The sequence below is a fragment of the Chitinophaga sp. 22620 genome (genome assembly GCF_052044405.1).
Classification (GTDB): domain Bacteria; phylum Bacteroidota; class Bacteroidia; order Chitinophagales; family Chitinophagaceae; genus Chitinophaga.
Genome location: NZ_JBQEMV010000002.1, coordinates 706877 through 732025, shown reverse-complemented (window position 1 = coordinate 732025; position 25149 = coordinate 706877). Strand labels below are relative to the sequence as shown.

The window sequence follows — 25149 nt, the reverse complement described above, 5'->3', positions numbered from 1 at the left end:
AATTTAAGAACCAATAGAAAATTTGTATGGTATGACAGAAGAAAGTAACAAACCGCTGGACATTATTGACAAACTGAAGCTGGATCCTCCGCCGGGCCAGCCGCCGCCATCGAACCGGAATTGCCCGGCCTGCGGCGCCAGGAGCGGCAAACAGGCGGGCTTAACCCATTGCGCTTATTGCGGGCATGAATTTACCAAACCAACTGAAACATCATAAGAATGCCGGTCTCAAAAGGACCGGCATTCTTATTTTACGGAATCCTCCCGGGTGTTACGCCGTTCACAGGCCGTTTCGCCGGATCCTAAAACCCAGGCTGGCAGGCGATGCGCTGCATTGCATACCGCATTAAACATTTTAAACGGGGCCGTTCATGAACAGCCCCGTCGTCCAGGTTATAAAAAGGCGTGTCTTATCCCCATAACATAAAAAAAGCGCCCGCGGGGTCTTGCACCAGCACATAATTTCCCATCTCCCCCGCCTTCTTTTTTTCGCTCATTATTTTGCCGCCCAGTTTTTCCACCTGGGCAAGACTGGCATCCAGGTCCGCCACCTGTATATACGCCAACCATACTGGCGGAAGGTCCTTATTGCCGCCACGGGCGTGGCATACACCGGCAATGATGTCGCCGGTTTCAGGGTTCTTCATGAAATAATCTTCATATTCCCCCATCTTTTGCGCGCCTATTTCCCAGCCTATCACTTTATGATAGAACTGGCTTACCGTTTCGGCATCATTCACCGTCAGGTCCAAACCTATGAGAGTGCCAGGTTGTTTTTTCATGTGAAGGTGGTATTTACTGCTAATTTACAAAGCCTTACAGGGAAACTTCATGGGCAGAAGGGTCAATTTACCGGGTCATTTATGCCAAAATTTTTAGTATATTGCTAAACCATTTCACCTAATTATGAAAAAGCTTTCTGTAATCCTCAGCCAGCATTACCGTCCTATCAGTATCGCAGCCATCCTGGACGTATTTCAGACAGTGAATCTTTATTACCAGGAACACGTCGGCCACCCGTTCTTCGATATCAGGCTGGTAGCCCTGGAAGGAGGCACACAGGCCCCTTCCTTCCATGAAATGTACCAGCCCGTGCCTATGCGGGAAGTGCAGCAGTCGGACCTTGTGCTGATACCCGCTTTCGTGAGCGGCGACATTCCGTCGTACGTACGGGAAAATGCCGGGTTTATCGCCTGGATACGCCAGCAGGCGGACAAAGGGGCAGAAGTGGCCAGCTTCTGCACCGGCGCCTTTTTACTGGCGGCCACCGGGCTGCTCAGGAACAAAAGGGCTACTTCCCATGTTACTGCTGTTAAAGAGCTCGCCCGGGCATACCCCGATGTGATCGTTGACCCGAATGTTGTAGTGACGGACGACAACGGTATTTACACCAGCGGCGGCGCCACCTCCACTTTCCATTTATTGCTGCATATCCTGGAAAAATATTGCAACAGGAATACGGCCATCCATACCGCTAAAGTTTTTGCCATAGACATGGACCGCGCGCAGCAGTCCTATTTCGCCAACTGGTCGCCCTCGCGCGAGCATTGCGACGAGCTGGTGAGCGAAGCGCAGCAGAGAATGGAAGACCGCTTCCGCGACCGCCTGACCGTTGAAGAAGTGATACGCGGGCTGCCCGTGAGCCGCCGCAATTTTATCCGCCGTTTCAAAATAGCCACAGGCGTAACGCCCATCGAATATTTACAACGCCTGCGCATCGAAGCGGCTAAAAGAATGCTCGAACAAAAACAGGAAAATATCACCGGCGTAATGATGCAGACCGGTTATGAAGACGCAAAAGCCTTCCGGCAGCTCTTCCGGAAGATCGTTGGCCTCTCTCCCAAAGAATACCGGGAAAAGTATGCGGGTTGAACGCCGTATTGTTTCTTACAGAAATCGTTCGCTCACCACCAGGTCTTTACTGCCTGCAACGTATTTGTAAAACCCTTCCCCGCTTTTGGCGCCGAGGTAACCTGCCGTCACCATGTTCACCAGCAGCGGGCAGGGAGCATATTTCTGGTTGCCGAATCCTTCGTACAGCACATTCAGGATAGACAGGCAAACGTCGAGCCCGATGAAATCCGCCAGCTGCAAGGGCCCCATGGGATGGGCCATGCCCAGCTTCATCACCGTATCGATCTCTTCCACGCCGCCTACGCCTTCATACAATGTGTACACCGCTTCGTTGATCATCGGCATGAGAATGCGGTTTGCGATAAAACCGGGATAATCATTCGCCACGCAGGGCACTTTGCCAAGTTTCCCCGACAATTCCGTGATGTATTCCGTTACGCTTTTTTCAGTGGCGTAGCCGTTAATGATCTCCACCAGTTTCATCACCGGTACGGGGTTCATGAAATGCATGCCGATCACTTTGCCCGGCTTTTTAGTGACGGCGGCAATTTTGGTGATGGAAATAGAAGAGGTATTGCTGGCCAGGATCACTTCCGGCCCGGTATGTTCGTCCAGCTCGCGGAATATTTTCAGCTTCAGCTCCACGTTCTCCGTGGCGGCTTCCACCACCAGGTCCACATTCTGCACGCCTGCGGCGAGGCTGGTGAAGGTCTGAAGGTTGGAAATGGTCTGCTGTTTATCCGCTTCTGTAATGGTTTCTTTGGAGAGTTGGCGGTTGAGGTTCCGGATGATGGTGTCCAGCGCTTTATCCAGCGCGGCCTGCGATACATCGATGAGGTGAACGGAAAAACCATGCTGGGCAAATACATGGGCAATCCCGTTGCCCATAGTGCCCGCGCCGATCACAGCTACTTTCTGCATAAGAAGATCTATTTTGGTGATATCAATGATCCGGCAATTTAAGGAAAAACGGGTTCCGTGCCGCATCAGGTTTGAGCCGGCGATGGGAAAGCTTTTTGTGATGAGCCGTTAAAGTAAATAAAAATTAATCCTTCCTTTTGAAATCACCCCGTTTCCAGGATTCGATGAACTGCGCCCAGGCGAGCGGGTTGAAGATATTTTGCGGCGGCGTTTGCCCTGCGTAGTAAAGGGACTGCTGCTGCTTCTGCATGAACACGTTGTAGGCCCCGCCCCCGTCTACCGGTATATAACGGGCCATAGCGCGAAGCTTGGCCTGTTCGTTGTTTTTGCGGGCCACTTCATACATGTCGTTCGGGATGTTCATATCCACGAACATCTTTTCAAATTCGCGGCGGTTAGGGTAAGGATGGATCACGGTTTCGGCGAGGTACATCGTGTCTTCCGCCATGAGCTGTATAAGAGAATAACTGTTGCCGGGAAGTTCCAGGGGAATTTTGTAATCTTTTTTCCGGAAGCCCACGGCACTGAAAAGCAGGGTATCGCCCTTAAACGCCACGATGGAAAATACACCCTGGCTGTTGGAAATGGTACCGCGGTTCTGCCCTTTCACGAGGATGCTTACCGCCGGGATGGCGCGCAGGCTGTCCGCCGTCATGGTAATACCGGAAATCTGTATGATGCTGTCTTTGAACGCTTTCAGTTGAGCTTTCAGCAAAAACGGCAGGAACAGCAGGGAAATCAGTATGATCAGTTTCTTATGCATGTAGGTACTAAGATATATGTTCCTCCCGGAAACACGAATATAAAACCAACAAATTAAACATCATTTTAGGTTAACTTTGCAGATCGGAAACAATTTTAACATCAATTTATGATCACAAAAGAAAAGGTCCTCGAGGCACTGTCGAATGTGGAAGAACCCGATCTGGGCAAGGATTTGGTGACCCTTAACATGGTGAAGGACATTGAGATCGACGGCAATAAAGTAAAATTCACAGTAGTACTGACCACCCCGGCCTGTCCGCTGAAGGAAATGATAAAGAACGCCTGTGTGAACGCCATCATCCACCTCGTCAGTAAAGAGGCGGAAGTGGAGGTGAAGATGACCGCCAACGTAAGCTCCAACCGTAAGGATGGCAAGTCGATGCTCCCGAACGTTAAAAATATCATCATGGTAGCTTCCGGTAAAGGCGGCGTGGGTAAATCCACCGTGGCGGCCAACCTGGCCCTTGCCCTTGCGCAAGACGGCGCCAAAGTGGGACTGATGGACGCAGACATTTACGGTCCTTCCGTTCCCATTATGTTCGGCGTACGCGGCGAGCGGCCGATGATGGTGAACGTGGAAGGCAAAGGCATGATCGTTCCCATGGAAAAATACGGCATCAAGTTCATGTCCATCGGCCTGCTGGTAGATGAAAAACAGGCTATCGTATGGCGCGGCCCCATGGCCAGCAGCGCCCTCAAACAATTCGTGAGCGACGTGTACTGGGATGAGCTGGATTACCTGATCATAGACATGCCGCCCGGCACCGGCGACATTCACCTTACGCTGGTGCAAACCGTACCTGTTACCGGCGCGGTGATCGTTACCACCCCCCAGGACGTTGCCCTGGCGGACGCCAAAAAAGGCATCAGCATGTTCAGCAGCCCGCAGATCCGCGTGCCGATCATCGGCCTGGTGGAAAACATGGCCTATTTCACGCCTGCCGAGCTGCCGGAGAATAAGTACTACATCTTTGGCAAAGAAGGCGGGAAAAGACTGGCTGATGAGCTGGATATCCCCTTCCTGGGCCAGATACCGCTGGTGCAAAGCATCCGAGAAGGCGGAGACGAAGGCGTGCCTGCGGTGGCCGGCAATGACGCCGTAACGAAAAATGCATTTGCAGAGTTCGCAGGCGCTACTGCCCGCAGCATCGCCATGCGCAATGCCAACATCGAACCGACGAAGATCGTTGAGATCGTAGTTTAAGCGCTTTTTATAATCATTACACTCCCGGCGCCGAAGTCATGAATGGCGCGGCGTTCGGGATTGGAATGAATGGTGATGTAGAATCATACAAAATAAAAAAATGTACGCTCCCCGCTATCACCAGGAAAAAGATTGGGACACCATCGCTGAATTCATCCGCAGGCATAGCTTCGCGCTGCTTATCAGCCTGGAGAACGGCTTGCCTGTCGGCACACACCTGCCGGTAGAGCTCGAAGAAAGATCTCCCGGCGAATACGTGCTGCGCGGCCACATTGCAAATTCCAACCCGCAATCCGCCACCTTCACCAGCGGCCAGACCTTCCTCGTTGTGTTCTCAGACCCGCATGCCTACATTTCATCTTCCTGGTATGAAAAAGATAAAATACCGACCTGGAACTACATCGCAGTGCATGTATACGGCACGCTCCGCATCCAGAGCGATGAAGAACTGATAACATCCCTCACCGCGCTGATGAATAAATACGAAGCCGCAAGCGAGCAACCCGTAAGCATTTCGGACATTGGTGAAAAAGAGCTCCACAACAACCTGAAAGCCATCACCGGCTTCGAGATCACCATCACCCGCGTAGACACCCGCTTCAAGCTCAGCCAGAATAAAAATGACAAGGACTACGCCAGCGTGGTACAACACCTCCAGCAGAATCCCGACTCCCAGTCGCAGGAAATAGCGGAGGAAATGCTGAAGAGGCGGAGCTGAAGGAAATTTAAATTCCATAAAAAGAACTAGGCATTGTTCTTTCGTGGTTGCGTGCTCAGCTTTATATGAAATTTAAATTAACCCTTAGCTCCTGGAACTGTAAAAGCCAGGGAAATTGACAGGATTTGCAAGAGGCGCAGCGCTTTGCCTGCACAACAATTCTGCATTCCATCCGCTCCAACAAAATACAATAACTTTCAAACGCAGTCATAAAAAAGGAAACCGGGTGTATATGAACATTTTGAAAAAATACTGTACCCATAGCCCCGAAAGATCAAAGCCCGGTTTATTTTTTAAAAATGTTCATATACACCCGGCCATACACCGGAGAGGAAATTAAAGTGTGAACACCTTCCCTCCTACTATCACATCTTGTTTGGATTCGTCGAAAGTGGCTTTCAGGCCTGTTCTGTAGGCGGCTGTTCCCATGATCAGCGCAATGGAATGGGAATAGGCGGCTTCTATCGGCGCATTTGTTTTTACATCCTGTTTTCTTACGCATTCCATCCAGTTGCGGACGTGGGCGTAAGTGGTCGCATCGCCGCCGGTGTTGGCGCCCGCCTCCACTGTGGCAGCGGTTTGGCTGAGGTCCATTTCAGGAAGGAGATTGGCCTTCATGCCCATTTCTTTGGCTTCCCTTTCGCGCAGGCCGCCGGTAGGACTGATCTTGTTGGTGCTCATATCGATCATGCCGCCATTAGAATAATACAACTCTTTCGTGCCGCCGGCGGAATTGTGGAAGCGGGAGCTATACACCACCTGGAAGCCGTTGGACGGGTCGTTGGACGGACCGTAGTCGAACACCGCGGTAAGCGTGTCCGGGTTGGAGCGGCCGTCTTTCCATTGGTAGATGCCGCCGTTGGCCACCGCGCTGCGCGGGTGTTTGAGGCCGCTGAACCAGTGCACGGTATCTATCTGGTGCGTCATCCACTGGCCGAAGATGCCGGAGGAATAAGGCCAGAAGAGGCGGTATTCAAGATATTTGCGCGGGTCCCAGCTGTCTTTGGGGCGGGTGCAGAGAAAACGTTGCCAGTCCACGTCAGACTCCTTGATGACCCTGGTAAGCTCGGGCCTGCGCCAGCGGCCAGGCTGGTTTACGTTCCAGGTCATTTCCACCATGGTGATAGGGCCGAATTTCCCGTCCTGTATGAACTTCGCGGCGGAATGGTAACTGGGGCCGCTCCTGCGTTGCGTGCCTACCTGGAACACCCTGCCGGAGGCCTTCACGGCTTTGAGCGCGTTGCGGGCATCTTCCATGGTTTCAGCGAAAGGCTTTTCGCAGTACACGTCTTTTTTGTTGCCTACGGCTTCTATGGTATGAAAAGCGTGCTGGAAGTCTGCCGTGGCGATCATCACCGCGTCAAGGTCTTTGATCTTGTACAGCTCGTCGTTGTTCACGCAGGTCTGCACGCTATGGCCGAGTTCTTTTTCAAGAGCGGCCTTGCCTTCTTCCCTTCTCCTGTTCCAGATGTCCGAAACAGCCACGATATCAAAATTCAGTTCTTTGCGGTTTCCCATAAAACAGGGCATGAGGGCCTGGCGGAAACGGTCGGAAAATCCCACCACGCCTACGTTCACGCGGTCGTTGGCGCCTATGATGCGGGCGTAGCTGCTGGCCGGCATTCCCATTGCGCTCAGGGCAACGCCTGCGCCGCCCATCAGGGAAAGCTTCAGGAATTCGCGGCGGTCCTTTTTAACTTCAGTCATATTGATCGATTTTTTTTGTTGTGAGTATGCTGTATGATGTGCTGTTGATACCTTACTTATAAGCCGCTTCCAGCTGTTGTTGCAGGTAGGCCAGCGCGGGTCTGCATTCTTCCTGCATGTTCTTCCAGCTGCATTCGATGGTGATGCGGCCTTTGAAACCGGCTTTTTTTAACGCGGCGAGATAGGGCACAAAATCTTCCTGCGAAGTACCCGGCGCGCGGCGGCCTTCTTTTTCAGCGATATGGCAATGCACCAGCCAGGGCGCTGCTTTCACGATGAACTCCGGGCTTTCGTTCTCCCTTTTCATATGAAAGATATCCGCGGTGATCCGGAAATTGGGATGGTCCACCGCTTTCACGATACGGGTAACGATCTCCAGGGAATTGATAAAGTTGTCTTCGGAGCTGTTCAGGTTCTCAATAGCGATGATGCGGTCGTATTTCGCGGCCACTTCCGCCATTTTGCGGGAAATGGCGATCAGCTCGCGGAGCGAGGTTTCCGGATCCATACCGTCCAGCAGCTTGCGGGAACCGGCGCTGCCGAACACGATCATTTTGATGCCGGCCTCGCGGGCGCGGAACATGAGCGTATCCACGTACCCCAATATCCGCCGCTCGTCCACGCCCGGCCCAATGAGCCGTATATCGCCGGGGAGGAAAAGGTTGCAGGAACGGACTTCCAGCTTCATGCTCCTGAGGCGTGCCAGCTGGCGGCGGTAGGTGGAATCGGGCACGGCGGGGGCCAGCAGTTTGCGGGCGGATTCCTCTATATAAACATAACCGGCGCTGCTCAGCAGGCTGTCGTTATCGAAAGAGGTGGCTACGCCGATCTGTGGCAGTTTCACTCCTTGTGCATTCGATTGCAGGAAAGGCAGTACAGCGGCGAGTAAAAGGTAAAAAAATGCGGATGATTTCATGGAATGCTAGTTTTTCTATACCGTGGCAGATCAAAAAATAAGCACTTAAATCGGAAAATCAAAATGGGGATTTGGTAAAAATGCCGGAAATTCGCTGCTAATTGCAAATTACACTATGAATAGACAGGAATTGGTGCAGCTTATCAGGGACAGGCGGTCTTATTTATGTATCGGACTGGACACGGACATCCACAAGATCCCCAAACACCTGCTTTCCCACCCGGACCCGATGTTTGCCTTCAACAAGGCCATTATTGACGCTACGAAAGACCTTTGCGTTTCTTACAAGATCAATACCGCATTTTACGAATGCCAGGGCATCCGCGGCTGGGAAAGCCTGCAGCGTACCGTGGAATACATTCCGAAAGAAATATTCACCATCGCCGACGCTAAACGCGGCGACATTGGCAATACTTCTTCCTATTACGCCAAAACCTTTTACGAAACCTACGGGTTCGACTCCGTGACCGTGGCGCCTTACATGGGCCGCGACAGCGTGCAGCCCTTCCTGGAGTTCCATGAGAAATGGGCCATAGTGCTGGGACTTACGTCCAATGCGGGCAGCGCCGATTTCCAGATGCTGCCGCTGAAAAATGAGAAACTCTACGAAAACGTGATGCGCACGGCGGCTTCATGGGGTTCACCGGATAACATGATGTTTGTGGTAGGGGCCACGCAGGCCAGTGCCGTGGCGGATATCCGGAAAATACTGCCGGACAGTTTCTTCCTCGTTCCCGGTGTGGGCGCGCAGGGCGGCAGCCTTAAAGACATCTCCGAAAAAGGGATGAATAAAGAAGTGGGACTGCTCGTAAATGCGAGCCGCGCCGTGATTTACGCGGGAAATGACGAAAAATTTGCGGACGATGCCCGCGCCGCCGCGCAGCAGTTGCAGAAAGAAATGGCGGGATACCTGTAATAAAAAGACTTTTGATATCGGAGCGCTCTGCCTGGCAGGGCGCTTTTTTATTTGGCAGGGAGAAAAACGTCATCTACCGCACATCTGCACAAGTCGGCCACGCACATGGGCCGCGCCCAGACTTGCGCCAGCTTTAGTGCAAAGAAGTTGCAGCGGCGAAGCACTTTCTCCCGCGGGACGCTTCTACCGGAACAGGCAATTCTTCACCGTCCACCAGGGTTTGATCGTGTATTTCAATCGCCCCGTGATCACCGCCGTATCTGCATTAATCAGGGAAACAGCTTCCAGGCTGTCTTTACAATCCATGATAAATATCCCGCGCAGGTTGTCGCCGCCGCCGAAAGGCCCTGCCGCCAGCAATTTGCCGTCCGCCGCCATTTTCCGGATGCCCGCCATGTGCTTCTCCTGGATCAGCGCCCTTGTGGCGGGATCCTGCGAATGATGCGGGCCGGTTTCCAGGAAAACCATCCAGTACTTTTTCACTTCCACCTGCCGCGCCGCATCTATGCCGGCAACGGGGTTGCTTTCTGTTGATTTGAACCGCAATGTTCTGGAGGAAAAACTGGCGATCACGAAGGTCAGGAACACCGCCAGCAGAAAGACAGGCATCAGTTTGGCCATACACATCAGATTTGCTGTGCCGAAGGTAGCAACTTTGGTGTAATTCCGTAAATTAGGAGCAGACACAAAATCGTTGCCCATGCACCAGGACCTGTTTCAATCGCCCGACTATTATCAACTGGACGAACTGCTTACCGAAGAACATCAACTCGTGCGCGCCTCGGTGCGGGAATGGGTAAAAAAAGCCGTCACCCCGGTGATAGATGACTATTGCCAGCGTGCCGCCTTTCCCACCCACATCCTGCGCGGCCTGGGAGAGCAGGGCTGCTTTGGCCCCACCCTCCCGGCGGAATATGGCGGCGGCGGGCTGGATTATATAGCCTACGGCCTTATGATGCAGGAGCTGGAACGGGGCGACAGCGGGGTACGGTCCACCGCATCCGTGCAGGGTTCCCTCGTGATGCACCCGATCTTCACCTACGGCAGCGAAGAGCAAAAAGCCCGCTTCCTGCCCAAAATGGCCACCGGGGAGATCATGGGCTGCTTCGGGCTTACCGAGCCCGATTTCGGCTCCAACCCCGCCGGCATGCTCACTTATTTCGACGACGACGGCGATCACATCCTGCTCAGCGGCGCCAAAATGTGGATATCCAACGCGCCCTTCGCCCATATTGCCCTCGTTTGGGCCAAAGACCCCGAGGGAAAAGTACGCGGGGTGATCGTGGAGCGGGGCATGGAAGGTTTTTCCACGCCCGAGACCCACAACAAATGGAGCCTGCGCGCCAGCGCCACCGGCGAGCTGGTGATGGATAATGTGCGGGTGCCGAAGACCAATATCCTGCCGCTGGCCTCGGGGCTTAAAGCGCCCCTCTCCTGCCTTTCCAGCGCCCGTTACGGCATTGCCTGGGGCGCCATCGGCGCGGCTATGGACTGCTACGATACCGCTCTCCGCTACGCCAAAGAAAGGGTGCAGTTCGGCAGGCCTATTGCCGGGTTCCAGCTGATACAGAAAAAGCTGGCGGAAATGATCACCGAAATCACCAAGGCACAGCTGCTCAACTGGCGGCTGGGCGTGCTCCGGAACGAAAATAAGGCCACCCCCGAGCAGATATCCATGGCCAAACGCAACGCCTGCGAAACCGCCACCCACATTGCGCGGGAAGCCCGCCAAATATTAGGCGCCATGGGCATTTCCGGCGAATATCCCATCATGCGGCATATGATGAACCTCGAAAGCGTTATGACCTACGAAGGCACCCACGAAATACATCTCCTCATCACCGGCATGGATATTACCGGGCAAAATGCATTTTCCTGACGATTTATTAACTTGTACCTATGAAGGGGTTATTTTTACTGCTTAGTATATGCTTAACCGTTAGTGTCTCTGCGCAAAAGGCTATTACCGTTTCCGGTAAGGCGCAGGGCACCTATTATGTCGTAAAATACCTGGGCCGGGACACAGTGTCGCTGCAACCTGAAATAGAAGCCATTTTCCGGCAGATAGACCGTTCCCTCTCCCTGTACATTCCCAGCTCGCTGATCAACCGCTTCAACAAGGGAGATAAAATAATGATGGACGATCATATGCGGGCCGTGGTAAAAAAAGCACAGGAAGTTTCCCGCGTTACCGGCGGCCTGTTCGACATTACCGTGAAACCGCTGGTGGATCTCTGGGGCTTCGGCGTGGTGCGCCACAACAACGGCAGACCTTCGGAAGACGCCATCAGGCGCACGCTGCGGCAGGTGGATTACCAAAACCTGACCCTCCGCGCCCGCTACCTGATCAAAAAACAACCGGGTGTGGAAATAGACTGCAATGGCATTGCCCAGGGCTACACGTCCGATGTGATCGCCAAATTCCTGCTCTCCCGCGGTATTTCCAATTACCTCGTGGACGTGGGGGGCGAGCTGGTTGCGCTTGGGAACAATGAACAGGGAAAACCCTGGAGCGTGGGCATCGAAAGGCTGCAACGGGGCAGCGGGCCGCAAAACCTGCTGATGATGACTAACGGCGCTGTGGCTACCAGTGGCAATTACCAGCGCTTCTTCGAGGAAGGCGGCAGCCGCTTTGCGCACACCATCAACCCGCGCACCGGCGAAGCCATTCACAACAACATCATCAGCGTAACCGTTACGGCGCCCGATGCTATTACGGCGGACGCCTATGATAACGCGCTCATCCTGCTGGGCGTGGACAAAGGGCTTGAATTTATCCGCGACCATCCCCGGCTGAACCTTGGCGCATTCTACATTTACAAGGATGCGGACGGGCAGGTGCGTGAAAAATATTCCGAAGGTTTCTTTGAGCAGCGGTAAAAAAATGGGGCCGTCCCGGCTCAGCCGGACAGCCCCTCACTCTCACATGTTCCGTTAATTGTGGTTACTGGATATGGAACTTCACTCCAATGTTTGCTTGTATGGAATTGAAATTTGAGATCTCGTTCACTTTAAACGGCGCGTAGTTATACTGTACGTTGGCGTTCAGCATAAAAGGTGAATATTTCCCGAAAGGCACGTTGACGCCCAGTTCCGGGCTCACCTGGAAGGCCCATTTATTTTCCTTCTCCACGAACTCTCCCCAGTATTTTTCGTAGTTCATATTGGCCGTACCCACGCCCAGGCCCGCGTAAGGGATCACCCTTGCTTCGGGGGAGGCCAGCGTATACTGCACAGTAGCGAGGATGGGAATGGTCTGCAGCGTGCGTGTTTGCACGGCGCTCACATCTTCCCCTTTACCGGGATATACGGCTCGGGGCACTCTTTCATAAAAATCGCTGAAACCTGTTTTAAGGCCAAGGCTCAGGCGGTCGTTCAGCGCGTACTGGAAGCCGAGGGTCCAGCCGCGGAAACTGGTATTTTTGGCATAGTCGCTGAGGGAGCCCAGCGGCTGTGCAATGGAGTAGTTGAGGTTCACTGATACCGGCGGCCTGCTTTGCGCAAAAGCGCTGCTTACGCCCAGCGAACCGATCAGCACAAGTATGATTGCTTTGATACTTTTCATTTTTCTTCTTTTTAAACTTTACACCAATCAATTAGACGTTTTCAGATACTGGCTCTGGTCGAACACAGCCTTGAGCATGGAATCCAGGTTGCTGCCGGTCCATACGCCGGTGCCGCGCAACTGGGCGTTCCAAACCGCAGTAAGCTTGTTGTCGTGGCCGGCGGCATTCTTCAGGTCCACCAGGTCTATAGCTACAGATTTTTCATTGTAGCGGAACACCGTGTAATAAGAAGGGAACCAGTAATCCCAGCCGGGATAGCCCCAGTAGCCGGTATCCCAGTACCCGGGCCAGCCTGCCCAATAGCCGGGATTGTAACCCACGGAAGTAGTGGTGTTGTCTATCCGGGTGACGTTCATCGCCAGGTCCGGTTTAGCGCTTTTATCCACCAGGGTGTAGCCGCGCGCCTGCATGGAAGCTTTGAGGGTGGCCAGAAGGCTTTGGTCGTAGGCGGTCAGTTCTTTTGTGGCGCCTTCGCGGTTACTGATCACCGCAACGGAATCCACTATGCTGAAAGTTTTGTAAGAAGAGAAATTGGCCTGCTCATCGTAATTCGTAACATAAATACGGGATTCTTCAGCCGTCATGTCGTTAAGCGGGTCCTTCCTGCAACTGCTCACCAGCAACGCGCCTGCAGCCACCAGACTTAAAATAAATCCTGTTCTTTTCATATGTGTTTCAATTTAATCGCTGTTATTGTGGCCGGTGATGCAGTCCGTTTCAACGGACTAACATCATCATCATTTCCCACCATATCACTTCACATCCGGCTTCTTTTATTGAACGCTATAGACACGCGAATGTTACTGCTGGTTTACAGCAAAAAAGTTAAAATAGACATAAAGAAATGTTAAAGCAAAAACCGCCCGGAAGGCGGTTTGCATGGGGGAATTACGATATATATTCTCGAAAATAAATGTTATGTTTTCGCGTTATGTTGAAGCGGGAAATGATGTTAATTCAGGATACCGCGGGAAGAAAGTTCTTCCTGCAATTGCTGCGGGTTCAGGAAGTGGATGGATTCGATGCCGAACTCTTCTGCGGCCTTTACATTCCTGGAATTATCATCAATAAAGATGGAGGTTGATTTATCAACATTATACCGGTCGAGCAGCAGCTGGTAAAAATCAGGCTGCGGCTTGCGGAGCTTTTCTTTGCCCGACACCACGATACCATCGAACCATTGCAGGAACTGGTATTCCATCAGTGCGATGGGAAAGGTTTCGTTGCTCCAGTTGGTGAGGGCGTAGAGCTTGAAACGGCCGCTGTCCTTCAGCTGTCGGAGTATCTGTACGGTTTCGGGAATGGGGCCGCCCAGCATTTCTTTCCACCTTCCATAAAAAGCGCGGATCTGCGCTTCATATGCCGGATGTTCCGCGATCAGCAGTTCCGTTCCTTCCTGCAGGCTGCGGCCTTCGTCCTGGGTTTCGTTCCAGTCTGACGTACAGATGTTCTGCAGGAAATGATCCACTTCTTCCGGCGTCGCAAATATCTTGCTGTACAGGTAACGCGGGTTCCAGTCAACAAGCACGGCGCCGAGGTCGAATATGATGGAATGGTAAGCGTGGTTTTTCATGAGTTCTTATTTGTCTTATTTATCGGCCTCATGGGTCTTCGACCTCATCCGTTGATATTTGTCTTTTTTAGTTGCCGGATGCACCGGTTTTATGGCGGTAAATGTATTGCACGGTTTGCTGTCATGCAAGATTTTATATCAATTTTTTTTCTAAAATATTCATGCTCATTCGTCCGGCGTCTGTCCCGGGCCGTTTAAGAGCGTTTCTGCGGCTTCGTCCAGCAGCTGGAGGTCTACCGAATCGCTGCCGGCAATGCCTTCAATGGAGCCTTTGATATGCGCGGCGTTGAGCAGCACTTTTTCGAGTTGTTTTTCGCGGGCTTTCCAGAGTTTTTCCATGGCTTCCCTTTCCTTCTGGATAGAGGCTTTCATGGCGCGGAAACCTTCGCGGATGGCGCTCCATTGTTCGGCAAATTCGCCGCTGGTGAGGTAATGGTACAGCAGGTGCATCTTATCCCCTTTGTTTTCCTGGTTTTTGGCGGAGTTGTAGATCTTCAGGATGGCGTCGCGCAACACATAGGTAAGACTTTTCACTTCATGGAACGAGCAGATCCAGATGCCTTCCTTTTCACCGAAGCGGTCCATATTGCCGGGCATGGTGCGGGTAACGAGCACGGCCACATCAGCACCCTGGCTGCGCATGTCCGCCTTCAGCTTTTCGATCCATTCCTGGGAGAAACTGTTGGTGCGCTTGCTTTCGTAGATGATCTTTCCGCATTCCTGGCCGAACTGGTTGCGTACCGTCTGGATGCAGTCTGCCCCACGCACGCCTTTGCCTACTTCGCTGATGGCGTCGAAGGGGAAGGTGGCGCGCAGCATTTCTTCGAGGGCGAGCTCCTGCACTTCTCCCTGGAGCTGCATGGAGCCTTGTTCCGCTTTGCGGCGCATTTCTTCCGCGAGGCGGCGCTGGTCTTCCAGCTGCTTCTCCATTTCCTTGAGGCGCATCTGGTATTCCGTGTCTTTCAGGTTATTGCGGTCCGCTTCTTCCCGGCGTATCTGTTCCATGAGCCGGGTGCGTTCTTCGATGAGCCTTTTCTGGAGGGAGAGTTCCAGTTCCTGTTCGCGGTTTTGCAGTTCCTGTGCTTTTTTGAGGAAATCGAACTCCCGGAGGCGCGCTTCTTTGAGCTTCTCTTCGCTTTCGCGCTGTGATTGCTGAAGGAGCTGCAACTGGTTTTCGAAATCGGCCGCAACATCTTTGCGGATGTTGGCCGCCATGCTTTCCTGCAATTTTATTTTTTCCGCCTGGAGGCGTTTGATCAGTTCATCTTCCTGCTGCTGGCGCTGCTGGCTGATCTGCAGGCGGTCCTGCGCGAGTTGCTGGCGTTCTCTCTCCATCTGGCTTTTAGCGGCCAGGGTCTGTTGTTCTATTTCCTGCTTCTGAGCTTTGAGCTCGTCGAGCCTTTTATTCCATTCAGTAGCCATTTTACTGCGCATTTCACGTTCAATGTCTACTGCTAAAGCGTCTTCCATAACGAAGGGGTGCTTGCAGTTAGGGCAGGTGATTGAAGTTCCCATAGTTCACATGATTGTAGCCGGTTTAAAGCTCCGGCAACGTTACGCAGTGTATCTGCGCGCGTTATGTAAAGTTAGCCGATTTTTCAGTATTGTGGGGGATAGCGGCGCAGTTCCTTTTGTTGCAAAATTTAATTTCCCTTCAAAAACCTGAGATATTCTCTGGAAACCAGGAGGATTTCTTGCCCTCCATTTTCAGGGTTTCTGCAAGACTGCATTTACATTTGGTGTATTGGAATTTGGAAACAAGGGAAATCAAACCACGGCATGTTTCTACATGCTGCGTGTTGCGATAACTAAAATTACTGATTCATTTTGGGGAGATCATATCCGGATCCTGTTTCAACAGCTACATCCGGCAGTATACATTGTGCATTCTTCAACAAAGTGCATTTGGATATTCAAACGACCCGCTTTTTCTGGCGGGTCTTTTTTTAAAACCATGAAAAAGTGATAAAATAACCATTGGTCAGTTTTTTAAAAAGTAATAAATACATTACTTTGACGACTAAATGTTCTGAGCTGAAAAAGAAACTGCTCAACGCAGGTTGGGTGATACTCCGCCAGGGAAAAGGGAGTCATATCATATTGATCTATCCTGACAAACCCGGGAAAAGGATCGTATTTACTGATCACGGCAGTAATGAAATAGGCAAAGGACTCGAACGGAAAATCTTAAAACAGGCAGGACTGATTTAACACATCTAAAAATGTATGAACCATGAAAAAATACGTATTCATTGTTGAGAAAACCGGCACCGGATATTCCGCCTATGCCCTGGATGATAATATTCCCGTAGGCACAGTGGGAAATAATATGCCCGGCCTCCGGAAAAATGTGCTGGATGCCATCAATACCTGGAGAGAAGAAGAGGGATTAAAGGATGTATCGGAAAAAGATCTTATCATCAGGCTGGACCTCGCGCAATTTTTTGAGTATTATAAAGTAATCAATTCGTCCGCGCTTGCAGAACGCATCGGCATCAGCCAGTCATTACTCTCCCAATATGCCAACAGGATCAAAACGCCGTCGGAAAAACAGGTTAACAGGATTCTGACCAGCATAAAGGATCTTGGAAAAGAACTCACTCACCTGGAATTAATATAACGGCATAAAAACCACCGGCAGGTTTGCCAGTGGTTCCATTTTATATACCATAAAGAGAGGCAGAACAGGTTCTTATTTGACAAGAACATTGCCTCCCGATGAATTTTTATTACTCCTTTTTTGCTTAATAAACTGGTAAACCGAACCTGCAAGAAACAGTATAAAAAAGGCAAGCAGCGTTTTCCCTATCAAAGGGTCGCCGGCATTTTGGGCCAAAGGTTTCCCGGCTGGAAGACGGGTTAGCGTCTCGTTGACCGTAGGAACCATAGATAATAAAAAACTGAGGGACAGCAGAAAGTTTTCGAAATAACGGGCTTTGTTATGCTGCCCCATCTTGTAATAAAGAAAAAAAGCAATTACAACCAGGATTAAGATCAATAACGAAAAAAGATGCCCCGCGTTAAAGCCGCCGTGCTTTGAAAGCCCTAAAGCTGTCAATGAAGCTATGACCGTCCCGTAAAAATATATTTTTCCGGAAACCTCAGCAAGATTGATCTTACCATGCTTTAAAAAAGATATTACTGCCGCGACAATGGCAATGATCCCAATGGCGGTATGAAAAATGCCCAAATTTGATAGTCCCATTTGTTATTTTTTTCTGCAAATTTTTGGAGAAAAAAAATGGGAAATATTCACTTAAGTTAATTCGAAACAAATTTTTTCACTTTGCCCGGCAAAAAAAACGGATGATCTGTTAAATGCCGATGAGGCATCAACGATTAATTCTCTTGCGGATACGGCTTAAGGAAGGATTAGTGATACCCAGGTAAGATGATATATGGTAGGCCGGGATACGGTTCACGATATTGGGGTGTTCTTCCAACAATTTAATATAACGCTCTTCATGCGAGTAGAACAGGAACTCTTCCGTCCGGGACTGGGAGTAATTAAAAAATAACTCGGCCAGCAACCGCCCGAACCTGCTCCAGCTGGGATGCGTGTCGTATAAATTGTTCAGGTCACGGTAAGTGATATATATAATCTCGGAATCTTCCAGGGCTTCTATGAAATATGCACAGGGATAACGGGTGATGAAACTCCTGAAGGATACGATAAACTGGTTTTCCGAAAAGAAGAAAATATTCTTTTCTTCATCGGTCACGGGGTCATTATAATAGATCCTGAAAATTCCTTTCACTACCAATCCAAGGTCGTTACAGACCACATTCTGCATATTAAAGAAATCGCCTTTTTTTATTTTACGGTTCTTCCAATAGGCCTGGCTGTCTGTGATATCTTTGGGCATTAGCGCCGCAAAGTTCATCAAATGCTGCCTTAATATCTCATGATGTTCACTCATACGCTGGTGTTTTGAACGTTGACGCACCGGGCGCTAAACCGGTTAAAATTAAGAAATCAGGAACAAGTATTTATAGCGCGGGCATCACAGCAAACCGGGGGGCCAATGTAGGGCTTGCCTGTCATTATATTTTTCACTTAAGTGAAAATTTATGTTTTGATGCACCGGTAGCGTAGTAAAAGGCAAAAAGAAAAACGCCATAACGATATCTATCATTATGGCGTTTGTGCGGAGGAGGAGATTCGAACTCCCAAGCCCTTTCAGGCACTACCACCTCAAAGTAGCGCGTCTACCAATTTCGCCACCTCCGCGTTGATTGTGGGTTGCAAAAATAAAGCCTTTTTAATAATAAGCAAATAAATTTATTTCCGGAGCAGGATCCTGAACGTAGTCCCCTTGTTCACCTCGCTCCATTTCACCGTCAGCCGGCCCTTATGGTACTCCTGGATGATCCGTTTGGCCAGCGACAGCCCCAGTCCCCAGCCCCGTTTTTTGGTGCTGAAACCTGGGTTGAACACCTTATCCTGCAGGCTTTTGGGAATGCCCTTACCGGTGTCCGTCACATCTATCGTAATATAAGTGGGATGATTTTCGATCACAACAGTAATGTCCCCCTTCCCTTCCATCGCGTCCAGCGCGTTTTTCAGCAGGTTTTCCACCACCCAGTCGAACAGCGCCGGCGAGATCATGGCCGTTACTTCCTGCTCCGCCGTTTGCAGCGTGAAACGCACTTTCTGGGGCGCCCGTTTCCGGATATAGGCCACCATATTGGCCACCTGCCCCACCACGTTGTGCTCTTCCAGCACCGGCACGCTGCCTATTTTTGAAAAACGCTCGCTGATCAGCTTCAGCCGGTCCACATCCTTGCCCAGCTCCGTGGCGATGGCCAGGCTTTCTTCCTTGTCCTTCAATATTTCCAGCCACGCTTCCATAGACGAGAGCGGGGTGCCCAGCTGGTGCGCCGTTTCCTTCGCCATGCCTACCCACACCAGGTTCTGCGTGGCCCGGTTGGTAGACGACAGCGCGAACAGCACAATGCCGATGAACAAAGCCACCACCATCAGCTGGATGTACGGGTAATACCGCACCTGTTTCAGGATCAGGGAATCGCCGTAATAGATGTAATAATTCGTTTTGGCGTCTATCGCCATGATAAAGGGCGGATGCTGCTTTTTAAACGCCGCCAGCTGCCGGCCGAAATAAGCCGTGTCGTTAGCCAGCTTCGCGGAATCCATATTCCGGGTGTCGATGATCCGGCCCAGGTCGTCTGTCAGGATAAGCGGGATGGTCGTATTGGTGGTAACAATCACTGAAGCCAGGTTGATATTGGCGTCTGCGGAAGCCTGCAAAACCTCGCGGTTGGCTTCCACCCAGGTGGCCACATTTTTTGCTTCTTCGTGCTGTATTTTTTCAGAGAGGTTGTTCACGAACCAGATCGTGGCCACAATAATGACCACTGCCACCGCCACCAATGTAAACTTCCAGCCTATGTACTGTTTAAACATCTTTGGTTTATAAAATCACAGCCATAGCGGCTGTTAACAATCAACTAATTTAGTAATATTTGGAGGCTTTGTTGCATATTTGCAACGCTAAATTATTACGTCACGGATTAAACGGAACTCTTTTGACAGTATTGCCCTCGGTAGCGGTAGTGATCCTCAACTGGAACGGAAAAGCCTTTCTCGAACGCTTTCTCCCTTCGGTATGCGCTTCCCGGTACGGCAACCTGGAGATCTACCTGGCGGATAATGCTTCCACAGACGATAGCGTGGCCTTTGTTGCCGCATCGTTCCCCGGGGTAAAAATAATCAGGAATCCCACCAACAGCGGTTTTGCTGGCGGATACAACGAAGCGCTCCAACATGTGGAGGCTGATATTTATGTGCTGCTGAACCAGGATGTGGAAGTGGAGCCTGACTGGATCACGCCGGTGGTGGAGCAGATGCAGGCGGACGCGCAGATCGCGGCCTGCCAGCCCAAGCTCCGGGCTTACCACGACCGCGATAGTTTTGAATATGCGGGCGCGGCCGGCGGATGGATGGACATCCTGGGTTATACTTTCTGCCGCGGGCGCATACTCTATACTACCGAAACAGACAAAGGGCAATACGACAACCCGCAGGACATCTTCTGGGCCACCGGCGCGGCATTGTTCATCCGCTCTTCCTGCTTCCGGGAAGTTGGCGGGTTTGATCCTTACTTTTTTGCGCATATGGAAGAAGTGGACCTTTGCTGGCGCCTGCAACGCGCCGGTTACAGGATCAGCATCTGCCCGGCAGCAACGGTGTACCACGTGGGCGGCGGCAGCCTTCCGCAGGGCAATCCCCGCAAGCTGTACCTGAATTTCAGGAACAACCTCATCATGCTCAAGAAGAACCTTCACCCGGGCGAGCAATGGATCATACTTACCCAGCGCCATGTGCTGGACCTCATGGCGGCTGTGAAGAGCCTGGTTTCGGGCAAGCCCAGGGACATGATGGCCATTTTCCGCGCCTACCGCGACTATTACCGCTGGCGCAGGAAAGAAGGGAAAACAACGGCGGAGGCCTTTCCCCGCAAACGGCTTTACGACCTGCAGGGCGTGTTCCACGGGATCATGATCTGGCGTTATTATTTCCTCAACAAACGCACCTTTTCCACCCTCTGGCACCCGAAGAAGAAATAAGCTCCTGATTTGGACTTTGAAAATTTCCTTTGTAAGTTTGCAGAGCGAAAAAAATCTATATGGACCAGCATACAGTAGAAAATACGAACGATTTTACCCGCGACTGGGTTTCTTCCTCCCGTTTCCTGTTTTATTTGCAGCTCGCCTGCGTTTTGGCACTCCTGGTGGGTGGCAGCTTCGCCCTGTTTGGGCACCGCTATAAAGGGAAACCTAAAGTAGCCGTACCGGAAAGTTCCCTGTACGAACCGAAATACAAATAACAAGAGATCAGGATATTTTGAAAGCTGCGTATTACGCAGCTTTTTTTATGCATGGAAGGTCAAACAGCCTTGCGCATAAAAAAAGCCCGGTTGAATCAACCAGGCTTTGTGTTTTGAGCGGAAGACCGGGCTCGAACCGGCCACCCCGACCTTGGCAAGGTCGTGCTCTACCAAATGAGCTACTTCCGCGCTTTCCCGTTTTGGGATTGCAAAAATAGGAAACTGTTTGAAATCAGCAAATAATATTTCAGATTCCTTTAAAAAAATTGCACTGCACAATATTGCTGCGGTTAATGTTGTTAAAATTAAACTTTATCATTGCAGTGCATTAACGACCATTCCACTACTATCTCATGAAAAAATTTGTGCTCTACGGCACACTGTGCCTGGCCGCCTGCGGTCCCCGCAAACAACCGGCACAGCAGCAGCCCGCAACACAGCCGCAAACCATATCCAGGCCGGAAAACTTCGGGGCAGACGTTGCATTCCTGAAAGAACATACCGAAACCATCGTATTGACGGACAGCACCAGCAAATCCGCCATCGCTATCGTGCCCGCATGGCAGGGCCGCGTAATGACCAGCACAACGGAAGGCGACAAGGGCCGCAGCCTGGGCTGGATCAACCACAGCCTCATTGCGGACGGTAAGCCGCAGCCGCACATCAACGCCTTTGGCGGGGAAGACCGCTTCTGGCTGGGGCCCGAAGGCAGCCAGAACAGCTTTTATTTTGCGCCGGGCGATACCTTTGATCTTGAGCACTGGCAGGTGCCAGCAGCCATAGACACCGAGCCTTTCCAGGTAACGGCCCGCTCCAGGTCCAGCGTTTCCTTCGAGCGCGACATGCAGCTGCCCAACTACAAAGGCCACCAGTTCAACATCAAAGTGAACCGCACCATCATCCTCATAGCCCGCCGCGACCTGCGTAATTATCTCCGCACAGACCTTCACCGCAGCGTTCATGCCGTTGGTTTCCATTCCGCCAACAGCATTACCAACACCGGCCGCCAGAAGTGGGACACGGCTTACGGCATGCCTTCCATCTGGATACTCGGCATGTTTCCCGCGGCGGAGAAAAATACAGTGATGATACCGGTTCGTACAGGCGGCGCCGTTAATGATGATTATTTCGGGGAAGTGCCGGAAGAAAGATTAAAAAAGGAAGGAAACATCGTGTATTTCAGGGCGGACGCCAATTACCGCAGCAAGATCGGCCTGCGGCAGGATGCCTGCTACAACGTGCTCGGAAGCTACGATGCCGCCAATAAGATACTGACGGTGGTGCAATTCACCATGCCCACTGCGCCGCATAAATATGTCAACTCCGCCTGGGGCATACAAAACAAACCCTTCGCGGGCGACATGGTAAACGCCTATAACGACGGCCCGCCGGACGAAGGGAAACCCCAGCTGGGGCGGTTCTACGAGCTTGAAAGCTCCTCTCCCGCCGCCGCCCTGAAACCGGGCGGCAAACTGGAACATTATCACCGCACCATCCATTTGCAGGGCAGCGAAAGGCACCTCGATCCTATCGTGAAAAAACTATTCGGGGTCAGCCTGAAGGATGTGGGAAAAGCATTCCGGTAATTACAGCGCTTTCACTTCAAGGTTGTAGATGTCTTTGAGGCGCAGCAGGCACAGGTCCAGGCTGGCTTTGGGGATGCCTATTTCCATGTTGCAGAACAGCTGGATGTCCTGGCTGAGCACGGTGCAGTTGTTCTGTTTCACCACCATCATCACATCGTTCAGGATCGTGTAATCGAACACGAGCTGGTAACGCGCTTCCACGTTCTTTTGCACGGCGGGAATAAGCTGGAGCACCAGCGCGCAGGACATTTTATAGGCGTTGATCAGGCCCGGCACGCCCAGCAGCGTTCCGCCGAAATAACGGACCACCACCACCAGCACGTCTGTGAGCTGCTTACTGTCTATCTGCCCCAGGATGGGCTTCCCGGCTGAGCCGGAAGGCTCCCCGTCGTCCACCGCGCGGTATTGCAGCCCGTCCGTTCCCAAACGGTAAGCATAACAGTGATGCGTGGCCTTGGGATGCTCTTTTTTTATTTCCTGGAGGCATTCTTTCACCTGCTCAGGGGTTTTAACGGGGTAAGCAAACGCGAGGAACTTGCTTCCCCTGTCTTTAAATTCCGCTACTGCCTTCTTTTCGATCGTATAATAAACTTCCATTTTCCTGTTTTACGCCGTTTCCCGGCCATATACCACCACCTGGTCGCCGCCGGCATCTATTTTTTCCAATACGGCTACATTGCCCGTGTATGGCGCCCGGAGGCCATTACCAAGAGGCTGTTGCCCGGTGATCACCCTCATTTCGTCCCAGATGCCGCTGTTAATGAACTGTTGCAGCAGGCCGGCTCCTCCTTCCACGATCACGCTCTGTATAGACGCCGCATGCAGCACCGCCATCACCTGCGGTACCAGCTCCCGCTCCCGGTCCACATCGCGGCCGGTGATAAAGATAGTTTGCACGGAGCCGTCGTGCAGGTGAAAATGGGGCGGTATTTTCTCCTCCAGGTCCAGCACGATGCGGACGGGGCTTTTACCCGGCCAGAGACGCGTATTGAGCCTGGGATTGTCTTTCAGCGCGGTTTGCGTGCCCACCATGATGCCCGCTTCGCGGCTGCGCCACTGGTGCACGAGCCTGTCGCTGTAAGGCCCGGAAATACGCACCGGCGCGCCGGTAACGCCCGCAATGAACCCGTCGGGGCTCTGGGCCCATTTCAGGATCACGTAAGGGCGCTGCTGCTCATGGAAGGTGAAAAACCGGCGGTTCGCTTCCCTGCATTCCTTTTCCAGGATGCCAGTGCTCACTTTCACCCCGGCTTCGGCAAGCCGTTTGATGCCACGCCCGGAGACTTTGGAAAAGCTGTCCACACAGCCGATCACCACTTCAGGGATGTTCCTGGAAACGATAAGGTCCGCGCAGGGCGGGGTTTTGCCATGATGCGAGCAGGGTTCCAGGCTTACGTACATGGTGGACCGCGGGATCAGCTCCTGGAGCTCGGGCTCCACGCTGTTGATGCAGTTCACTTCAGCATGGGCTTCGCCATACACCCGGTGAAACCCTTCCCCGATGATACGGCCTTCATGCACCAGCACCGCCCCCACCATCGGGTTGGGCGCCACCATGCCTTCCCCGTTGAGGGACAGGCTGATACATCGCTGCATGAAAATTTCGTGAAGATTGCTGTGCATGATTGCGGCTGAAAATATATGTTTGCAAAAATATCGTTTCAGCGGGGATTTTCCCGCTGATCATTTGAATATCATGACGATTCAATCTGCATTTGCCGGCCTTACGGCTGCCATCAGGCACCTGTACGACGCCCGCGAAGCCGCAAACATCGGGCACCTGCTGATGGAGCATATCACCGGCCTGGGTAAGCTGGACCGGGTGGTGCATAAAGACAGCGACCTTAACCCGGCCCAGGAAAACCAGTACCAACAAGCCCTTGCCGCCCTGCTGGCCCACAAACCCATTCAGCACATCACCGGCAAAAGCTGGTTCTACGGGCTGGAGCTGCTCGTCAGCGACCAGGTGCTCATCCCCCGCCCCGAAACCGAAGAGCTCGTGGAATGGATACTGAAAGACCATCCCTCCCAGCCAGCCTGGCGCCTGCTGGACATTGGCACCGGCAGCGGCTGCATCCCCATCGCGATCAAAAAACACTGGCCCGCGGCAGACGTCTGGGCCATGGATGTAAGCACCACCGCCATCGCGCTGGCCACGCGGAATGCCAGCCTTCAGCATACGCCCATCCGCTTCGTGCTCCAGGACGTACTGAGCGCGGATGCCGCGCAGGTGCTTCCCTCCTTCAATATCATCATCAGCAACCCGCCCTACATCCCCGAAAAGGAACGCAGTGAAATGCAGCCGCTCGTAACGGCTTTCGAGCCCTCCATCGCGCTGTTCGTGCCGGATAAGGAGCCGCTGCTGTTCTACCGCCGCATCGCCGGGCTTGCCAAAGAAAGGCTGGAAAACGGCGGGAAGCTGTATTTCGAGATACATGAATCATTTGGCCCCGAAGTAGTGAGCCTGCTGGAAAAAGAAGGATTTGCGGACGTGCGGCTGCGGCAGGATATGTTCGGCAAAGACCGGATGGTAAGGGCGGTAAAAAAATAATCCCGGCATGGCGCCGGGATTACT

28 protein-coding genes and 2 tRNA genes are annotated in these 25149 nt (G+C 52.1%); 13 read left to right on the top strand and 17 right to left on the bottom strand.

Features of this window, described 5'->3' with window-relative positions; genetic code table 11:
* The first annotated feature begins 31 nt into the window (after positions 1–31).
* The gene (locus ACTJIK_RS12740; RefSeq protein WP_440646735.1) at positions 32–217 is read left to right on the top strand and encodes a hypothetical protein; all 186 of its coding nucleotides are present in this window, start codon (positions 32–34) and stop codon (positions 215–217) included.
* A 193-nt stretch (positions 218–410) separates the two neighbouring features.
* On the opposite strand, the gene ACTJIK_RS12735 is transcribed toward ACTJIK_RS12740, so the two are convergent.
* Positions 411–782 (bottom strand): VOC family protein, encoded by a 372-nt coding sequence (locus tag ACTJIK_RS12735; protein WP_440646734.1) that lies wholly within the window; start codon positions 780–782, stop codon positions 411–413.
* A gap of 124 nt (positions 783–906) precedes the next feature.
* Between ACTJIK_RS12735 and ACTJIK_RS12730 the strand changes: the two genes are divergently transcribed.
* Positions 907–1872, top strand: a complete 966-nt coding sequence (locus ACTJIK_RS12730) for a GlxA family transcriptional regulator (protein WP_440646733.1) — start codon at positions 907–909, stop codon at positions 1870–1872.
* Between the two features lie 15 nt (positions 1873–1887).
* On the opposite strand, the gene ACTJIK_RS12725 is transcribed toward ACTJIK_RS12730, so the two are convergent.
* Entirely contained in the window at positions 1888–2775 is an 888-nt protein-coding gene (locus tag ACTJIK_RS12725; protein ID WP_440646732.1) for a 3-hydroxybutyryl-CoA dehydrogenase, read from the bottom strand.
* Between the two features lie 124 nt (positions 2776–2899).
* A complete protein-coding gene (locus ACTJIK_RS12720) occupies positions 2900–3538 on the bottom strand; it encodes a carboxypeptidase-like regulatory domain-containing protein (RefSeq protein WP_440646731.1) in 639 nt (212 codons plus the stop codon).
* Between the two features lie 108 nt (positions 3539–3646).
* Here ACTJIK_RS12720 and ACTJIK_RS12715 point away from each other — a divergent pair, with 108 nt between their 5' ends.
* Positions 3647–4744, top strand: coding sequence for an Mrp/NBP35 family ATP-binding protein (locus tag ACTJIK_RS12715; RefSeq protein WP_440646730.1), 1098 nt, complete (start codon positions 3647–3649; stop codon positions 4742–4744).
* Between the two features lie 100 nt (positions 4745–4844).
* Positions 4845–5462, top strand: a complete 618-nt coding sequence (locus tag ACTJIK_RS12710; protein WP_440646729.1) for an FMN-binding negative transcriptional regulator — start codon at positions 4845–4847, stop codon at positions 5460–5462.
* 336 nt (positions 5463–5798) lie between these two features.
* Here the strand turns inward: ACTJIK_RS12710 and ACTJIK_RS12705 are convergent, their stop codons facing one another.
* Positions 5799–7169 carry a Gfo/Idh/MocA family protein gene (locus tag ACTJIK_RS12705; protein WP_440646728.1) on the bottom strand — a complete coding sequence of 457 codons (1371 nt, stop codon included), beginning with the start codon at positions 7167–7169 and terminating at the stop codon, positions 5799–5801.
* Positions 7170–7221: 52 nt separating this feature from the next.
* Positions 7222–8085, bottom strand: coding sequence for a sugar phosphate isomerase/epimerase family protein (locus tag ACTJIK_RS12700; protein ID WP_440646727.1), 864 nt, complete (start codon positions 8083–8085; stop codon positions 7222–7224).
* Between the two features lie 115 nt (positions 8086–8200).
* On the opposite strand from ACTJIK_RS12700, the gene pyrF reads away from it, so the two are divergent.
* On the top strand, positions 8201–9001 hold the full coding sequence (gene pyrF, locus ACTJIK_RS12695) for an orotidine-5'-phosphate decarboxylase (protein WP_440646726.1): 801 nt from the start codon (positions 8201–8203) through the stop codon (positions 8999–9001).
* Between the two features lie 183 nt (positions 9002–9184).
* Here pyrF and ACTJIK_RS12690 read toward each other — a convergent pair whose 3' ends face one another.
* Positions 9185–9622 carry a YciI family protein gene (locus ACTJIK_RS12690; protein WP_440646725.1) on the bottom strand — a complete coding sequence of 146 codons (438 nt, stop codon included), beginning with the start codon at positions 9620–9622 and terminating at the stop codon, positions 9185–9187.
* Positions 9623–9701: 79 nt separating this feature from the next.
* On the opposite strand from ACTJIK_RS12690, the gene ACTJIK_RS12685 reads away from it, so the two are divergent.
* Positions 9702–10880, top strand: coding sequence for an acyl-CoA dehydrogenase family protein (locus ACTJIK_RS12685; protein ID WP_440646724.1), 1179 nt, complete (start codon positions 9702–9704; stop codon positions 10878–10880).
* Positions 10881–10900: 20 nt separating this feature from the next.
* A complete protein-coding gene (locus ACTJIK_RS12680) occupies positions 10901–11881 on the top strand; it encodes an FAD:protein FMN transferase (protein WP_440646723.1) in 981 nt (326 codons plus the stop codon).
* Between the two features lie 64 nt (positions 11882–11945).
* Here ACTJIK_RS12680 and ACTJIK_RS12675 read toward each other — a convergent pair whose 3' ends face one another.
* The 4 genes from ACTJIK_RS12675 to ACTJIK_RS12660 all read right to left on the bottom strand — a co-directional run bounded on the left by ACTJIK_RS12675 (position 11946) and on the right by ACTJIK_RS12660 (position 15655).
* Positions 11946–12566 (bottom strand): outer membrane beta-barrel protein, encoded by a 621-nt coding sequence (locus ACTJIK_RS12675; protein WP_440646722.1) that lies wholly within the window; start codon positions 12564–12566, stop codon positions 11946–11948.
* 27 nt (positions 12567–12593) lie between these two features.
* On the bottom strand, positions 12594–13235 hold the full coding sequence (locus ACTJIK_RS12670; protein ID WP_440646721.1) for a DUF4136 domain-containing protein: 642 nt from the start codon (positions 13233–13235) through the stop codon (positions 12594–12596).
* Between the two features lie 284 nt (positions 13236–13519).
* Complete coding sequence (locus ACTJIK_RS12665; RefSeq protein ID WP_440646720.1) at positions 13520–14140, bottom strand: HAD family hydrolase; 621 nt, start codon at positions 14138–14140, stop codon at positions 13520–13522.
* A gap of 165 nt (positions 14141–14305) precedes the next feature.
* Complete coding sequence (locus ACTJIK_RS12660) at positions 14306–15655, bottom strand: DUF2130 domain-containing protein (protein WP_440646719.1); 1350 nt, start codon at positions 15653–15655, stop codon at positions 14306–14308.
* A gap of 462 nt (positions 15656–16117) precedes the next feature.
* Between ACTJIK_RS12660 and ACTJIK_RS12655 the strand changes: the two genes are divergently transcribed.
* Positions 16118–16351: a type II toxin-antitoxin system HicA family toxin gene (locus ACTJIK_RS12655; protein WP_440646718.1), complete on the top strand. Its 234-nt coding sequence runs from the start codon at positions 16118–16120 to the stop codon at positions 16349–16351.
* 22 nt (positions 16352–16373) lie between these two features.
* The gene (locus ACTJIK_RS12650) at positions 16374–16760 is read left to right on the top strand and encodes a hypothetical protein (RefSeq protein WP_440646717.1); all 387 of its coding nucleotides are present in this window, start codon (positions 16374–16376) and stop codon (positions 16758–16760) included.
* 72 nt (positions 16761–16832) lie between these two features.
* Here ACTJIK_RS12650 and ACTJIK_RS12645 read toward each other — a convergent pair whose 3' ends face one another.
* The 4 genes from ACTJIK_RS12645 to ACTJIK_RS12630 form a co-directional block, all read right to left on the bottom strand.
* A complete protein-coding gene (locus ACTJIK_RS12645) occupies positions 16833–17345 on the bottom strand; it encodes a hypothetical protein (protein ID WP_440646716.1) in 513 nt (170 codons plus the stop codon).
* 127 nt (positions 17346–17472) lie between these two features.
* Positions 17473–18060, bottom strand: a complete 588-nt coding sequence (locus ACTJIK_RS12640; protein ID WP_440646715.1) for a Crp/Fnr family transcriptional regulator — start codon at positions 18058–18060, stop codon at positions 17473–17475.
* Positions 18061–18287: 227 nt separating this feature from the next.
* Positions 18288–18371: transfer RNA gene (locus ACTJIK_RS12635), tRNA-Leu, on the bottom strand.
* Between the two features lie 51 nt (positions 18372–18422).
* Entirely contained in the window at positions 18423–19565 is a 1143-nt protein-coding gene (locus ACTJIK_RS12630) for a sensor histidine kinase (protein ID WP_440646714.1), read from the bottom strand.
* Positions 19566–19687: 122 nt separating this feature from the next.
* On the opposite strand from ACTJIK_RS12630, the gene ACTJIK_RS12625 reads away from it, so the two are divergent.
* Positions 19688–20728, top strand: coding sequence for a glycosyltransferase family 2 protein (locus tag ACTJIK_RS12625; RefSeq protein ID WP_440646713.1), 1041 nt, complete (start codon positions 19688–19690; stop codon positions 20726–20728).
* Between the two features lie 59 nt (positions 20729–20787).
* On the top strand, positions 20788–20988 hold the full coding sequence (locus tag ACTJIK_RS12620) for a hypothetical protein (protein ID WP_440646712.1): 201 nt from the start codon (positions 20788–20790) through the stop codon (positions 20986–20988).
* A gap of 116 nt (positions 20989–21104) precedes the next feature.
* On the opposite strand, the gene ACTJIK_RS12615 is transcribed toward ACTJIK_RS12620, so the two are convergent.
* Positions 21105–21177, bottom strand: a tRNA-Gly gene (locus ACTJIK_RS12615).
* A 164-nt stretch (positions 21178–21341) separates the two neighbouring features.
* Between ACTJIK_RS12615 and ACTJIK_RS12610 the strand changes: the two genes are divergently transcribed.
* Positions 21342–22574 carry a DUF6786 family protein gene (locus ACTJIK_RS12610; protein WP_440646711.1) on the top strand — a complete coding sequence of 411 codons (1233 nt, stop codon included), beginning with the start codon at positions 21342–21344 and terminating at the stop codon, positions 22572–22574.
* On the opposite strand, the gene ACTJIK_RS12605 is transcribed toward ACTJIK_RS12610, so the two are convergent.
* Positions 22575–23171, bottom strand: a complete 597-nt coding sequence (locus ACTJIK_RS12605) for an IMPACT family protein (RefSeq protein ID WP_440646710.1) — start codon at positions 23169–23171, stop codon at positions 22575–22577.
* Positions 23172–23180: 9 nt separating this feature from the next.
* The gene (gene ribD / locus ACTJIK_RS12600) at positions 23181–24197 is read right to left on the bottom strand and encodes a bifunctional diaminohydroxyphosphoribosylaminopyrimidine deaminase/5-amino-6-(5-phosphoribosylamino)uracil reductase RibD (protein ID WP_440646709.1); all 1017 of its coding nucleotides are present in this window, start codon (positions 24195–24197) and stop codon (positions 23181–23183) included.
* A 73-nt stretch (positions 24198–24270) separates the two neighbouring features.
* Here ribD and prmC point away from each other — a divergent pair, with 73 nt between their 5' ends.
* Positions 24271–25125 carry a peptide chain release factor N(5)-glutamine methyltransferase gene (gene prmC / locus ACTJIK_RS12595; RefSeq protein WP_440646708.1) on the top strand — a complete coding sequence of 285 codons (855 nt, stop codon included), beginning with the start codon at positions 24271–24273 and terminating at the stop codon, positions 25123–25125.
* Positions 25126–25149: the final 24 nt, after the last annotated feature.